This window comes from Helicobacter macacae MIT 99-5501 (genome assembly GCF_000507845.1).
In the GTDB taxonomy this organism is placed as follows: domain Bacteria; phylum Campylobacterota; class Campylobacteria; order Campylobacterales; family Helicobacteraceae; genus Helicobacter_B; species Helicobacter_B macacae.
The window spans coordinates 334,377-348,922 of record NZ_KI669454.1; the positions used below are offsets into that span (position 1 = coordinate 334,377).

Sequence of the window (14,546 nt, forward strand, 5' to 3'; positions counted from 1 at the left end):
ACTATTTCTCCTTAATTATTTCTTCCTATTTGATAGCACTCAAAGTTTTTTATCTTTTGGGAAATTTATATTATCTATATCTATGCAAATTTCATTGCCCATATCCTCTAGACAAGCTCCAGCGACTAGCCTAACATATCTTGCGATGATGACTGCTATATTCATTTGGCTTTCATTTGAAATTTAATCTTTATCCCCAAAATAGTCAAAACTTTGTAGCGTTTATTTGGTGTATTTTTTATTGAAAAAATTTGCTGCACAATGGAAAGATCCAATTTTTCTAAGTCTTTATTGTAAAAGATTGGATTGTTGCTGAGGTAGGTTTGTGAATAGATATAAAAAATCAAATCTTTATTTTTTGTGATTATATGTTCATCGATGTGTCTAAGTTCTTCTATTGCTAAATCATATAATCTTTTAGTTTTTTTTAAGAAAAAGTCTTTGCTTTTAGGAAAAAAGTCAGATAAGGCGATATATAACAAGGCTTGCAACAAGTTTTGTTCAAAAGACTGTAAGCCAGACCAAATTCCACATTTATTGTAGTTATAAACACTCTCTAAATTATTAACAAAATGCGCTTTACCACTACTCAGATGGTATGGAAGCATAAAGGCATCACAACGTAAAGCATATCCATAATCTTGCTTTGTTCCTATCAAAAACGCTTCATTTATTCCATACTTGAAATATATGTTTCTATAAACCATACCACCTGTCTGCATAAGAATACCTTTATCCATTATATAATCATTCCAATCGAAGTCAATAAAGTCTTGGTTAATTCTGTGGTAAGGCATTTTGACATTATTTTTAAGTAATATAACATTTGACATATATATCACATAGTTTTTATGCGATTCCAAAAAAGCCACCGCATCGGCAAATTTTTTGTCATAAATATAATAGTCATCAGCGTCAAGCACACAAAAATAATCAACGCCTTTTAATAGCGAATATCCATTTGTGATGCTTTTTAGCAATTTTAGATTTGTTTCATTGCGCACGATTTCGATTTTGTCTGGATAACGCTTTTTATATTCTTGTGCAATAGCATAAGAATCATCGCTTGAGCAATCATCTAAAATAACGAGCTTATAGGCAAAATCTGCCTTTTGCATCATTACTGATTCTATCGCTTTGGCAAGAGTATCTTGCTTATTGTAAGTTGGCATTAGACAGGCTAATTTGACATTTTCTAAGCTAAACAAAGCAATATCCTTATCTGTGGGGCTACATAAATCAGACACAAAATTTCTTATGGAGGACGCTTTTGTGTCATGCGCAGAAAGTAACGCTATTGTAACATATTTAAATGCATATTTTGGTATAATGCTTAATTTACCTTAAGAAAGGATCTTATGCTAAACAATGCCAAACACACAAGATACACAAACTAAGCCACAAAGTGCGTTTCAAAGATTCAAAGCCCCTATTCGCAAATCTTTAATATATAAGGTCATATTTCACCCTATTCGTTCAATAAAAAATAGAGAAACACTATTTATGACAGATGATGAAAGATTTTTGTATTTAAGGCATAAAGATATATTTGGATATAAAGCTGATTTTAAGAATCCAAAAACTTTTAATGAAAAAATCATTCATCGAATCTTATATGATAGAAATCCTATCTATACTTATTTGGCAGATAAACTAAAAGCTAGAATCTATATAGCAAATAAACTACAAGGATTCACACAGGATAATATAGGCATAAGAGAGAGAGAGAGAGAACAGCGTAACCTAAATTTAGCTGAATCTAAGGATAATTTAAGGGATTCAAAGCAAAATAACAATTCAAATATTTCAGACGATTCAAACAGCTCAAATTCTATTGATTCAAACACACTCCAAACTTTACAACAACCCATTGATTCCCTTTCATCTAAACTCTTTGATACAAATGCTTGTGAATTTCTACCCAAACTTTATGGTATTTGGAAAAGTGTAGATGATATAGACTTTGATAAATTACCCAATTCTTTTGTATTAAAGACAAATCACGATTGTGGTGGCGTGGTGCTAGTGCCAAATAAGCAAGATTTTTTAGCAAATAAAGATAATTTTAATAAAGAAATGCAAAAGCTAAGAAAACATTTAGCTAGAAATTATTATGAATTTGTTAAAGAATACCACTACAAAGACATTGAGCCTAGAGTATTTGCGGAGGAGTTGCTATTGCAAGATAATGCCGACCCTACGACTTATAAATTCCATATTTTTAAGGGCAACGAAGCGCATAATTTTATCCAAGTAACCACCGAGCGATTTAGCGATAACTATCAACGCGCTATTATGGACTATGAGTGGAATCTCACTCCATTTGGACTTGCTTATGATAATAGTAAGGTAAAAAAGATTCCAAGCATTCCCACCACGCTTCAATCAATGATAAACATTGCTCATATTTTGGCGAATCCTTTCAACTATGTTAGGGTGGATTTATATAATATTGATTGTGGCAATGGTGCGTTTGCGCCTTTTGTGGGAGAGCTGACTTGGACGCCTATGGGAGGCGTGGATAAATTTGTCCCCATAGAATACGACAAAATCATTGGCAACTTGTGGCATATAAAGGATTCATAATGCTAACAATACAAGAACGCGAAATAGCGCAAAAAATGCAAACCTTAAAAAACGCTTCTGGCTCACATAGTCCTAGTATTTTTACTATTGCGAAAGAAATACCACAAATTCACATAGATATTGATGCGTGTTTTTTATCAAATCCTTATGCGACAAGTTTGTTTATGGATTATATACAAAAAGAACTTATTGATTCAAAGAAATTGCGTGACATATTAGAATTTTATCCATCGCAAAATGCGATAATATCTCAATATTTATCGCAATCTTTAGATATAGAACAAGATTGTATTTTTGTTTCAAATGGTGCGATAGAAGCGATTCAAGCGATTTTGCATAATTTTGCAAGCAATAAAATTATCGTGAATATCCCCACTTTTTCATCATATTATGAATTTGTAACACCACAAACACAAGTTATTTATTATGATTTACCTAAAGAGAATGATTATAAATTGTGCATTGAATCTTATATTGATTTTGTCAAAAAACATAAGCCACAAAGCGTAATTATTATAAACCCAAATAATCCAAATGGGGATTATTTGCCACTAGATTCTATGCGTGAGATTTTGCGAAATCTAGCGGAGGTTGAAAATGTGATAATTGATGAAAGTTTTATACATTTTGCGTTTGAAAATGCTGATTTTACGCCTATTTCTTATATTGCACTATTTAAGGAATTTCATAATGTGATTTTGCTAAAAAGTATGTCAAAAGATTTTGGCATTGCTGGGATTCGCGCAGGATACGCCATAATGCAAAAATCAAAAATTGACAAATTGCTAAAGAATGGCTATTTGTGGAATTCTAATGGATTAAGTGAGTATTTTTTTAGAATCTATGGAACAAAAGATTTTAGAGATAAATACGAAATTGTGCGTAAAAAATATATAGCTCAAACACAACAATTTTTCAACGATTTGGCAAAGATTCAAGGATTAAAAGTATATCCTTCAAAGGCAAATTTTGCACTTTTAGAGTTGGTGAATGGAGTTAAGAGTAGCGATTTTGTAATCAAAATGCTATTAAAGTATGGAATCTACACTAGAACTTGCAATGATAAAATAGGACTAAATGGTGAATTTGTGCGACTTGCAAGTCGCACAAAAGAGGAAAATAGCGTGATATTAAACTCTTTAAAAGATTTATTTGGAGGGATAAATAAAGCAAGATAAAATTAACTTTTAGCGATTTTATGCTATAAATTCAATATTATCAATAAAGGAGCAACAAAATGGCAAGAGAACTTAACGAGAAAGATATACAGGAATTTTACGATTCATTGTCCGCTGATGAGCTTATCAAAGTCAAAGAGGTAGATGAGCTTTGGGCGAATTTTTTAGATGAAAAACAAGCCAAAGAAGCCTTTGAAAAATGGGATAGCGATGGATGCCCGAGAGGTTATACTATAGAAGAAGCGATAAATAAAATCAAAGCCGCAAGATGCAATTAGAAATCATTGATAATGCTTACAAGCACATAGAAAAAGAGTTTGACGATAAACAAATAGAATTCATCTTTGAGAAGCTAAAATTTTTTGCCGATAATTATGATGAAGTTGTCAAAACCAAACAAGTTGAAAAACTCACTAATTCCCAAGCAAGTAGATTTAAGATAAATATTGGCATTAGAGCGATTTTATAACTTTTTATGAAAATGATGATGGCATGATAATAATCTTAGATGTAGTCAAGAGAGAAAACGCATATACTAATAAGAATATGGCGCAATTTAATAGATTGGCAAAAGAAGCGTTAGACAAAAGAAAAGCTGATTTGTTGCAAGATAAAACAAACTCTAAAAGCAACAATAATAAAACTTAGAGATTCAAAGGATTTAATATGAATAAAAAAACTCTAGCCATTTTTGATTTTTGCGAGACGCTTGTATCCATACAAAGCATTCCGCCGTTTCTATCTCTAGCTCAACAGCACAATCCACACATTGCAAAGCAATATAAAAAACCGCGTGGATTAAAGAAAATATATCATAGATTAGCTAGAAGCGTGTATAAGCGCACAAAATTACCATTTCTTAAAAAATATATGCCAAATGATACTAAACCTGTGCATTTTGAAGCATTAAGAGGATTAGAAGTAGAAGTAGCTGAAAATCTAGCAAAAGATTATGTCCAAAATGAACTTTTAAAGAGAGTAAATCAAAAGATAATAAATAAATTAGAATGGCATAAGGCGCAAGGACATACAATCGCTATCGTCTCTGGCGGACTTGAAATATATATAAAATATTTTGCGGATTATTTTGGGATTCCAAGAGAAAATATCATCGCTATTGAGATTGAATCTAATGGCGGAATCCTAACAGGCAATATGAATGGAATCCACACAATGGAACATAGAAAGCTATATAAGCTAGTAGAGCGAATCAATTTAAGCGAGTTTGATTTGCAAAAAAGCTATTTTTATAGCGATTGTCCTAGTGATATACCGCTACTATCATTTGTGGGCAATCCTGTGGTGGTAGAATGTGGTAAAGATACATTATGGGCAAAAATCTTGGGATATGAGATTATGTGAGGAATAGAAATAGTGGCTAATTTATTAAAAGACAAAACACAAGCAAAAACTCTGCAAACACAATTATTGTAGCAATCTTAGAAAGTCTTTTATACTTTTTATATTTTTTGACATACCTTGTTTCATTTAATGATACTCCCTCAATAAGTTTGAGATAATCCCTAAATTCAAAGCCATATTGTTTATCTACAATATCAAAATTCTTTTTATTGTTTAGAAATTTCATTATGGTGTTATAAACCCATTCTTTGCGTCTATAATATGGCTAGGGTAAGGATATTTGTCCCAAAAAGAAAGATATAGTATTTTCGTAAGACTCTATGTTATACTTTTGAATCTCATCTTTGAAAACTCTTTTTATATATCTTTAATTTTTAAGAAATGATACATAATGGGATAGTAAGAGTTTGTAATCCAAACCATACACCTTTTGGACTAGCCCGATTTGGCTTAGTGCTATGAAATTTTAGAGATTATTTTTCTAGCAAATAGCTAGTTTATACCTTTGCAAAAATCACTACGCCATTTGTCCCACCAAAGCCAAATGAATTGCTCATAACTGCTTGGATTTTTGCTTCTCTTGCGACATTTGGTATATAGTCCAAATCACACTGTGGGTCTTTGTTTTCTTGGTTGATTGTGGGGGGTAGCACTCCCTCATTCATAGCCATTATTGAGATTACTGCTTCTATCGCTCCTGCTCCACCTAGACAATGCCCTATCTGTCCCTTTGTCGAGCTTACAGGTGGCACACTATCTTTTCCGCCAAATACCTTTTTTAGTGCCATTGTCTCATATAAGTCATTATATGCTGTGCTTGTGCCGTGCGCATTTACATAGCCCACCTTGATAGTGTCTGTTCCTCCGTTTGATTGCGCCCAAGTGCTAGCCATAGATAGTGCGGCTTTCATCGCTCTATATGCGCCCTCTCCCTCTGGAGCTGGGGTAGTGATATGATTTGCATCTCCGCTCTCGCCAAATCCTGCTACTTCAGCGTAGATTTTCGCTCCTCTTGCTTTCGCACTTTCGTATTCTTCTAGCACTAGAGCTCCTGCACCCTCTCCCATCACAAAGCCATTTCTATCTCTATCAAATGGACGAGAGGCTTTTTGTGGTTCATCATTGCGCTCGCTAAGTGCTTTCATCGCGGCAAAACCACCAATCCCCACAGGACAAATCGTAGATTCTGCACCGATGACTAGCATCCTATCTGCACCATTTAGCATTATCGTTTTTGTAGCTTCACTTATGGCGTGAGTGCCTGCTGCACAAGCTGTTACACTCGCTAGATTTGGTCCTTTTATCCCAAATTCTATGGAGGTGAAGCCACCTAGCATATTCACAAGTGCAGATGGGATAAAAAACGCGCTAATTCGTCTAGGTCCTTTATCAAAGCAAGCGATAGAATTTTTCTCAATATTTGCAAGTCCGCCAATCCCAGCACCCGAGCTTACACCAAATCGTTCAGCTAGATTCTCATCGACTTTGCCATCGCTATTTAGCAGTCCGCTTTCTCTCATCGCTTCTTTGGAGGCTTTTAGAGCGAGCTGGATAAACCTATCTGCTTTTTTTACTTCTCTAGGGTCTAGGACTTCTTCAGGGTCAAAGCCCTCAATTTCAGCTGCGATTTTGACGGGGAAATCGCTCGCATCAAAGCTTTGAATCAGCCTTACGCCACATCTACCCTCAATGATAGACTTAAAAGATTGCGCCTTATCAAGTCCTACCGCATTTATCATACCAATGCCCGTTACAACTACGCGCCGCATATTGCTCCTTAAATCTCAAATCAAAAAATCTACATTTTCTAAGATTTTCTGTCATTTTTCCAAATCAACACTTGTCTTAAGCCTACTACACAAATCCTAGATAAGAACACATAAGCATAACAAGGGCTAAAAATCACAGAAAATCTCATAGTGCTAGCAACTAGCTTTAATAGCACTGATAACGCAATGCCTCAAATACAATGCAAATCTAAGCCTTAAATTAAAGATTTTGACAGATTTCAGTAGATTTTAGACTTCAAAAGACTAATAGACTTCAATATATTCTGCCAAAATCCAGCTAGGCTTTACTAGAATCTTGCCAATGACATAAACGACATAGTGATAATACAGCAAGATTCTAGCAACACTCCACGCAAAGCCTTATGCTATTTCATCAAAACTTAAATGCCTTTTTTTTTGCGCTATTTTTTGTTTGCTTCGATGAATGCCACAACATCGCCTACTTTTACAATTTTGCCTGCTTCTTCATCAGGGATTTCCACGCCAAATTTTTCTTCCAAAGCCATTATAAGCTCGACAACATCAAGAGAATCTGCGTTTAGGTCTTTGACAAATTCTGCTTCAGCAGTTACTTTGTCAGCCTCGACACTTAGTTCCTTTACGATTGTTTCCTTTACTTCATCAAATAAAGCCATTGTGTGCTCCTTCAAAGTTTGTTAGTGCGCTATTTTAGCAAAATTTTCCTATAAATCAATAAAAAAAGCAAAATTACATATATAAACCACCATTTACCTTTAGCACTTCGCCTGTGATATAGCTTGCACTATCACTTAGCAGAAATGCTACTGCTTCAGCTACTTCGCTGCTTTGCCCAAATCTAGCAAGAGGAATGTTTTTTTTGTAGCCCTCTTTGACTTCCTCACTTAGAGATTCTGTCATATCTGTGGCGATAAACCCCGGAGTTACGCAGTTAAATCGGACATTTCTAGGCGCACCCTCATAGGCAAAGCTCTTGCTCATTGCTATCATTCCGCCCTTGCTAGCGGCGTAGTTTGTCTGTCCAGCATTGCCTCTCTCGCCGATGATAGAAGCGATATTTACCACCGCGCCAAATCTTTGCTTACTCATTATTTTTAGGGCTTCTCTTGAGCCTATGAAGCTAGATTTTAGATTTGCATCAATCACGCTTATAAACTCATCTGTTTTCATTCGCATCGCTAGCTTGTCATTGGTGATTCCAGCGTTATTTACGAGGTAGCTTAGCTCGCCATCGCTTTGAAGTATCGCAGAGATTGCAGCACAAAATGCTTCTTCGTTCGTTACATCAAATTCAATCACTGCTGCCTTGCCACCACTAGATTCTATTTGCGCTTTTAGCTCATCTGCCACTTCGGGCTTGCTTCGGTAGTTTATCCACACTTTTAGTCCATAGCCTGCAAGTGTGCGAGCGATTTGCGCTCCGATACTTCGTGATGCTCCTGTGATAAGCACATTTTTTCCGCTAAATTTCATAGCTTTGCTCCCTTTATGATTTATTTTAAGATTTTGTCAAATCAAGTTTTAAACGCAAAATCCTAGCTAAAAATATACAATAAAATTTTTATTTAGTCATATATTTTTGGTTGCACATTTTTTTCTTGCAAATTTTTACTTTAGGCTTGTTTTAGGATTTTGGTGCTTTGATGAATTATTTGGCATAGCCAAAATCAGCTAAAATTTGTGCAAAAATTAAAAATCTAATTCCCCTCAAAGATGAGATTAAAATCATCAAAAAGTTCATCAAGTTTTTGGATTTTTTGACTTAGTTGGCTTGCGTTATTTTGGCTATTAGATTGATTTGTGCGGTTTTGTAGGCGAGTATTTGCGCTAGTATTTTTGCGAGCATTTGTAGAAGTGCTTGCGTTGGTAGTTGTGTGATTTTTTGCTAGCTTGGTTTTTGGACTTAGCTCATTTATATTTCGTTGTGTTATAGGCAATTCTATGAAATCATCATTATCAAGCCCCTCGTTAAATCTTTGTTTGGGAGCGTCCTTTTTGGGCTCAATAAATGGCTTTATGGGTGGCTTTTTGGGCTGTTTTGTGGTGTCTTTTGTAGATTCTTGTTCTTTTGGTGGGTTGGTTGTTTTGGTGGTTTGTGCAGGTTGAGCTGGTTGTGTTTTTTGGGTTGCAGTAGCTGGAGGGGTTTGGGTAGTTGGGGTGGCACTTATGGCGTTTTGCGTGATGTTTGGCGTAGTATTTGGCTTAGATTCTTGCTTTGGGGGTTGTTTTGATTCTTTTTTTTCGATTTTTTTGGCATTTTGAAGTGTCCTAAATGTCTGTTCTAAGTGTTTGTTTTTGTCTTCTAGCTCGACAAAAAGGCTTTGGTTTTTTACCCTTGAGTAGCGCGGGATATATGTCTCTAGCGCACGCATTTTTTTGCTTACGCTATTGTAGTAGGATTCTGCTAGGGTGTTGTTTTCTTTGTCTTTTTGCCATTTGAAGCCTTTGTTGTAAGATTTTATGGTATTTTTGTGATTGCCTTTGTGGTATTTCTGCCAATACAAAAGCGTATCAAGGGCGATTTGGCTAGCAAAGAGGCGATTATCTATTAGCATTTGTCCCATTACATTGCGCGTGAAAGCGTTGTCCTCGTATTTGGAGTAGTATTTTAGCACCACAGGTATATGGGCGTGATATAGCCCTGCACTTGGGTCAGAAAAATTCATCATATACACGCCCGCACAGCTTTCTTGCCACGCGATAGCTGCGAGTGTGTAGCCCATCCCGTGAGGCGCACCGAAATTGTAAGCATAGATTATGTTATCTCTTTGTGTTTTTGAGAATTTTTTTGGCTCGGTGCATTCATATTGTGGAAATACCGCAGGGTCTGGCTTGGTTTGGTTTGCGCTAAGAGGGCTAATCCCTAGCACAAATAGCCCAAACACAGCAAAAAGTGAGTAAAAAAGCAGTGCTAGGATTTTGGGTTTGGATAGGATTTGGATAAGTGGTTTTTGCTTTGCAAGCAATTTTGCAAATGCTTTATCAAATCCTTTTGCAAAAATATTTGCAAGCAATTTTGCACGAAGATTTGCAGGTGCATTTGTAGATATATTTGCACATAGTTTTGTTTTTTGTAGAATTTGTTTTTTGCTCATAAAGAGAAGCCTTTTTGATTTGATTTGATACAATTACGATTTTATACGCGCTTAGCATAAAAGGAATCAAATGACAAGCACCACCGATACCAAAGAATTGCTCATAGAGATTTTGACAGAGGAGTTGCCCGCATTGCCGTTTCTAAAAGAGTGGCAAAATATCCCTAGCAAATGGAATGCCAAATTAGCAGAATTTGGGCTAAAAGCGCAATGTGAGATTCACTTCACTCCGCGCAGAATCGCTATTTTTAGCCGAGATTTTCCTATTAGGAGTGCTGATGAGATAAAGGAGTTTTTTGGTCCTCCTGTGAGTATTGCCTACACAAATGGCGAGCTAAGCAATGCTGGCATAAGCTTCCTAAAAAAAGCAGATATACAAAAAAACCAAATCCAAACTACCACAAAAGATGGCAAAGAAGTGCTATACGCAAACCGTGTCATAGCAGGGGTAGAATCCAAAAAGATTTTGCCTAAAATCGTGCTAGGATTTTTAGCTAGTCTAAACTTTGGCAAAACAATGCGCTGGGGCGATAGCAAGGTAAATGGTGGAGCTAGTTTTATTCGCCCTATTCACAACATTATGATATTGCTTGGAGGGGAGCGGATAAATCCGCTAGAATCTAGCGATTTTAGCGAGTGTCAAACTCACTACGGAGTAGCCTATCTAGCTGCCACAAAAGTCCATAGAGATAAAGGCTTTGAGTGGGTAGAGATAAAAGGGCTAAGCCATTATTTGGAAGTGCTAGAATCAGGCGGTGTGATTTTAGATGAGAGAGAGCGAGAGAGGAGGATTTTGGCACAGATTGATGAGATTGAAGCAAGGGAGGGTATAGAGGTAAAAAGAGATGATGATTTATTAGGCGAAGTGGTGGCGATTACGGAGTTTCCTACCGCGCTTTTGGGTAGCTTTGAGGAGCGGTTTTTAGCCCTGCCACAGGAGGTAATCCAAACTTCAGCAAGGGAAAATCAGCGGTATTTTGTCGCACACAAAAAAGCTCAAAAACTTCAGCTATGCAATCACTTTGTGTTTGTGGCAAACTCACTTAGCAAGGAGTGTGTGCCTATCATAAAAGGCAATGAAAAGGTGCTAAGAGCGCGACTAAGCGATGCGGAGTTTTTCTACCAAAACGATTTAAAAAAGCATTTTAGCAAGGAGGGAAGCGAAAATCCTCTAGGCAATATCGCCTTTGTCGATGGGCTAGGAAGTATGCTAGATAAAACCCACAGAGAGCAGGCTATCGGTGCGTTTTTGTGCAAGCACTATGGACTAAGCGAGGTGGATTCTCACAATGTAGATGAAGCCCTTAGGCTTAGCAAGGTAGATTTATTAAGCGAAATGGTGGGAGAATTTCCCGAGTTGCAAGGGATTATGGGTGGGTATTATGCGCTAGAGCTAGATTCTAGTATTTCTAAAGCCATAAAAGAGCAGTATCTGCCAAAGGATTTGGCAATGCCTAGTAGCGAGATAAGTGCGGTGGTGGCGATGAGTGGGAAGCTAGATAGCCTTTTTTCGCTCTTTAGTATAGGCAAAATCCCAAGCGGCTCAAAAGACCCATTTGCACTTCGCAGGGCGGCAAATGGCGTGCTAAAAATCGCATTAAGCGATGTGTTTGGCAATAGTGATTTTAGCCTAGATGTGGCGTTTTTGGACGAGATTGCCAAAAGTGTGAAAAATAGTGGTGGCTACAAAGAGTTTGATTTATCACTATTGCAAGACTTTTTTATGGAGCGATTAGAATCAATATTTGAAAAAGACATAAGCACGCAAGTTTTTAGAAGTGTCTTAAAAAGCGAAAACAAGCAAGTCCAAGCGATGAGAGAAAATGCAAAAGCTTTGCAAGAACTGCTAAAAAGAGATGATAGGGAGGAGCTTATAGCGGTGTTTAAGCGCGTGGCAAATATCACAAAAGATATGGATTCTACTCAAGCAAATTTTGATTCTACTCTCTTTAGCGAGAAAGCAGAAAAAGGACTTTATAGCGCGTTTGAAGCGATTTGCAAGCAAAAAGACACATACAAAAATCCAAAAGATTTCCTAGAAGCCCTCTTTAGCCTAAAGTCGCCTTTGGAGGAGTTTTTTGCTTCCGTGCTTGTTAATGATGAAAATCCACAAATTAGGGCAAATCGCAAGGCACTTATTTTTGCAATTTATAGCGCGTTTAAGCAAGTGGGCGACTTAAAAGAGCTAGCTATTTAGGCGATTTAGCTATGTAGTGGGCGGCTTAGATTTTAAGCTACCAAGTATTAAGAGGTGGTTATTAAGGCGAGATTATCGCTTAGGTAGCTATCACTCGTGGTATCGCGTTTTAAGAGTTTGAAATTTTAAGGGGAAATATGCCAAATACACAAAAAGAGGTTGCAAGCCAAAAAGATATTGCAAGCGTTGTCTTTATGCGTTTTGTTGTTTTTTTGGCTAGTTTGGCATTTGTGGTTGGGCTTGGCACAAATGCCAAAGCCACACAAGCTACCCAAGAAAATACCATACAAGCAAGTAGTGCAAAGCAACAAGAATCTAGCTCCAAAAAGTCTAGCTTACAAGAATCTAGCCAGCAAGAATCAAACTCACAAGATTTTTCTTTGCAAGATTCTCAAAATATCTCACAAAATCTATCCCAATCTACCCAAGCACAAGAATCACAAGAAGCGCAAGATGACACGCAATCTAAGCTAAATGCCCACAAAGAATCCAAAAAATCACAAAGCCCAAGCCAACAAAAAGCGTGGAATGTCTTGCATTCTCGCAAAAAAGTGCCAAATAAGCCACAATTTGGCTCTATCCACGCTAGCGAGCAAGCGGAGCAATCTAGTCGCTTTGAATACAAGCCATTTGATTCTGCGCCAGACTATGAGACAAATTTCTATACAGATTCTGCACGCAAAATCCAAACACAGCAAACCCAACCCTACTTTGAGCTAGGCAAGTTTTTGCGACTAGAAAATATCGAAATCTCTTCATTTACCACTTATGCGAGTATCCGCTCTCAAATGCTATCCCCCGTGCTTGGAGATAGGTTTGAGAGTGGGTATAGTGCACTTTTTGCGCGATTTACCTTTGAGACACCAAAGCTAGCAGGAATCTATCTAGGAGGCACGCTATCAGCCCTAGCACACCTAAGCGACATAGGACGCAAAAATGTCGATAGAGGCACACCTGAAATCATCTCGCTTTTTATCAACAATGACGAAGCCAAAGATATTTTTCTCACAAGCGACAAAGCACATATCGCAGGACTATATGTGGGTGTGCTAAACAAAAGTGAGACTTTGGGGGTGCGCATAGGGAGATATGGTGCGAGGTATGAGTGGCTTGGGGACTATTTAGAGGGTGGGGAAATCTATGGGCATATTAGCGGGGTTAGGCTTGCTTTTGGTGGATTTTATCGTCAAAGCTATGCAAACCCTAGTGAAAACTCTGCTTTTGGGCATATCAAGCGACTTTATGAAGCATATCAAGGCTATGATTTGAAGATGAATTTTTATGCTGATGCAAACTATGAGAGTGAAAATCTCCAAGCTAGAATCTATGCAAACTATCTGCATAGTCTTTATGCGGTGGCTGGGTTTAAGCTAGATTTTGCCACAAAGGAGCTAGCAAAAGATACGAATTTTAGCTTTTTGCTGCACGCAAATTTTGTAACCGCAGGGGTGCAAGAGCCTTATAGTGCGCTAAATTATCGCGAGTGTGGGGGTAATAACTTTACCGCGCACCAAGCCGCTGCAAATGCAGGGCTAGTGTGCTATAAAAAAAACAGCTTCAAAAACGGCTTTGGCGAGCTAAATGGCGGTATGCTTCATTTAGAGGGTAGGGCGCATTTTGGGGGGCTCACACTTGCAGCGGGATATGTAGGCAATGACAAAAATGGTGCAACAGACTTACTACCAATATATGCAGATAACAACCCACTAGAATACAATACTTACATTTACGGTGAGGGCGGGCAAAGTGGCTATGTGCGCATAGATTATCGCCGTGCAGGAAAAAAGGCGATAAAAGAGTTTGGTGGATTTATCGGCTATGGTAGAAGTGTGTTTTTCCCCAATGGTAGCCTAGAAAACAGCCACTTTTCCAATCAAGCAGTAGGCGAGCTAGAGCTGTCTCTAGCAAATATACACTTACACCTTACGGTTGCTTACATAGATGAGTGGGCTAAGCCAAACTCTATGCAGTCAAAATCACTTATATCAAAACTATGGCTAGGGTATATGTTTTGATTGTGTGCTCTTATCGGTGGTAATGGCGGTAGCAAGGCGATAATGTTTTTTGGTTGGTATGATTTTTGCGTATGTGTGTGGAGTGCTTGATTTTGGGGCTTTTGGGTAGGCAAAATGCTCGTGAATCTAGCAAGAAGCCACAAGCAAAGTCGTTTAGAATCGGTTTAACCACGATTTGCTAAATGGTTAAGAAATGGTTGTAGAATCTAGCCCAAGTGCGTATTTTGCGCAAAGATTTCTCGCCAAATTTGTAGCGTTGTCAAATCAAAAATCTAAACTAGATTTTGTGCTAGATAAAATCAATAATAAAGCACAATAAGTCTGCCAAAAATCTGTATTAGGAA

14 protein-coding genes are annotated in these 14,546 nt (G+C 37.4%); 8 read left to right on the forward strand and 6 right to left on the reverse strand.

What is annotated here, in order from left to right; genetic code table 11:
• Nucleotides 1-39: 39 nt before the first annotated feature.
• Together HMPREF2086_RS12275 and HMPREF2086_RS10560 are read right to left on the reverse strand one after the other, a co-directional pair.
• A complete protein-coding gene (locus tag HMPREF2086_RS12275; RefSeq protein WP_023926945.1) occupies nucleotides 40-165 on the reverse strand; it encodes a hypothetical protein in 126 nt (41 codons plus the stop codon).
• Nucleotides 162-1,247, reverse strand: coding sequence for a glycosyltransferase family 2 protein (locus HMPREF2086_RS10560; protein WP_148374454.1), 1,086 nt, complete (start codon nucleotides 1,245-1,247; stop codon nucleotides 162-164). The genes HMPREF2086_RS12275 and HMPREF2086_RS10560 overlap by 4 nt, the downstream gene beginning before the upstream one ends.
• A 121-nt stretch (nucleotides 1,248-1,368) precedes the next feature.
• On the opposite strand from HMPREF2086_RS10560, the gene HMPREF2086_RS01450 reads away from it, so the two are divergent.
• The 5 genes from HMPREF2086_RS01450 to HMPREF2086_RS01470 all read left to right on the forward strand — a co-directional run bounded on the left by HMPREF2086_RS01450 (nucleotide 1,369) and on the right by HMPREF2086_RS01470 (nucleotide 5,126).
• Nucleotides 1,369-2,586, forward strand: a complete 1,218-nt coding sequence (locus HMPREF2086_RS01450; protein ID WP_023926947.1) for an ATP-grasp fold amidoligase family protein — start codon at nucleotides 1,369-1,371, stop codon at nucleotides 2,584-2,586.
• Entirely contained in the window at nucleotides 2,586-3,764 is a 1,179-nt protein-coding gene (locus HMPREF2086_RS01455; RefSeq protein ID WP_023926948.1) for a pyridoxal phosphate-dependent aminotransferase, read from the forward strand. The genes HMPREF2086_RS01450 and HMPREF2086_RS01455 overlap by 1 nt, the downstream gene beginning before the upstream one ends.
• A 59-nt stretch (nucleotides 3,765-3,823) precedes the next feature.
• Nucleotides 3,824-4,042, forward strand: coding sequence for a hypothetical protein (locus HMPREF2086_RS01460; protein WP_023926949.1), 219 nt, complete (start codon nucleotides 3,824-3,826; stop codon nucleotides 4,040-4,042).
• Nucleotides 4,033-4,233 (forward strand): hypothetical protein, encoded by a 201-nt coding sequence (locus tag HMPREF2086_RS01465; protein ID WP_023926950.1) that lies wholly within the window; start codon nucleotides 4,033-4,035, stop codon nucleotides 4,231-4,233. Before HMPREF2086_RS01460 ends, HMPREF2086_RS01465 begins: the two co-directional genes overlap by 10 nt.
• A 197-nt stretch (nucleotides 4,234-4,430) precedes the next feature.
• Nucleotides 4,431-5,126: an HAD-IB family hydrolase gene (locus HMPREF2086_RS01470; RefSeq protein WP_023926951.1), complete on the forward strand. Its 696-nt coding sequence runs from the start codon at nucleotides 4,431-4,433 to the stop codon at nucleotides 5,124-5,126.
• Between the two features lie 497 nt (nucleotides 5,127-5,623).
• Here HMPREF2086_RS01470 and HMPREF2086_RS01480 read toward each other — a convergent pair whose 3' ends face one another.
• From HMPREF2086_RS01480 to HMPREF2086_RS10565, 4 genes are all read right to left on the reverse strand, one after another.
• Complete coding sequence (locus tag HMPREF2086_RS01480; RefSeq protein ID WP_023926952.1) at nucleotides 5,624-6,895, reverse strand: beta-ketoacyl-ACP synthase II; 1,272 nt, start codon at nucleotides 6,893-6,895, stop codon at nucleotides 5,624-5,626.
• Between the two features lie 422 nt (nucleotides 6,896-7,317).
• Nucleotides 7,318-7,551 (reverse strand): acyl carrier protein, encoded by a 234-nt coding sequence (gene acpP / locus HMPREF2086_RS01485; protein WP_023926953.1) that lies wholly within the window; start codon nucleotides 7,549-7,551, stop codon nucleotides 7,318-7,320.
• 73 nt (nucleotides 7,552-7,624) lie between these two features.
• Nucleotides 7,625-8,368: a 3-oxoacyl-ACP reductase FabG gene (gene fabG, locus HMPREF2086_RS01490; RefSeq protein ID WP_023926954.1), complete on the reverse strand. Its 744-nt coding sequence runs from the start codon at nucleotides 8,366-8,368 to the stop codon at nucleotides 7,625-7,627.
• Between the two features lie 224 nt (nucleotides 8,369-8,592).
• Nucleotides 8,593-9,990 (reverse strand): hypothetical protein, encoded by a 1,398-nt coding sequence (locus tag HMPREF2086_RS10565; protein ID WP_023926955.1) that lies wholly within the window; start codon nucleotides 9,988-9,990, stop codon nucleotides 8,593-8,595.
• Nucleotides 9,991-10,060: 70 nt separating this feature from the next.
• Between HMPREF2086_RS10565 and glyS the strand changes: the two genes are divergently transcribed.
• The 3 genes from glyS (at nucleotide 10,061) to HMPREF2086_RS12280 (ending at nucleotide 14,521) form a co-directional block, all read left to right on the forward strand.
• Entirely contained in the window at nucleotides 10,061-12,187 is a 2,127-nt protein-coding gene (glyS, locus tag HMPREF2086_RS01500; RefSeq protein WP_023926956.1) for a glycine--tRNA ligase subunit beta, read from the forward strand.
• 137 nt (nucleotides 12,188-12,324) lie between these two features.
• Nucleotides 12,325-14,202: a hypothetical protein gene (locus tag HMPREF2086_RS01505; RefSeq protein WP_023926957.1), complete on the forward strand. Its 1,878-nt coding sequence runs from the start codon at nucleotides 12,325-12,327 to the stop codon at nucleotides 14,200-14,202.
• A gap of 193 nt (nucleotides 14,203-14,395) precedes the next feature.
• Nucleotides 14,396-14,521 (forward strand): hypothetical protein, encoded by a 126-nt coding sequence (locus HMPREF2086_RS12280; RefSeq protein ID WP_267902062.1) that lies wholly within the window; start codon nucleotides 14,396-14,398, stop codon nucleotides 14,519-14,521.
• The last annotated feature ends 25 nt before the right edge of the window (nucleotides 14,522-14,546 follow it).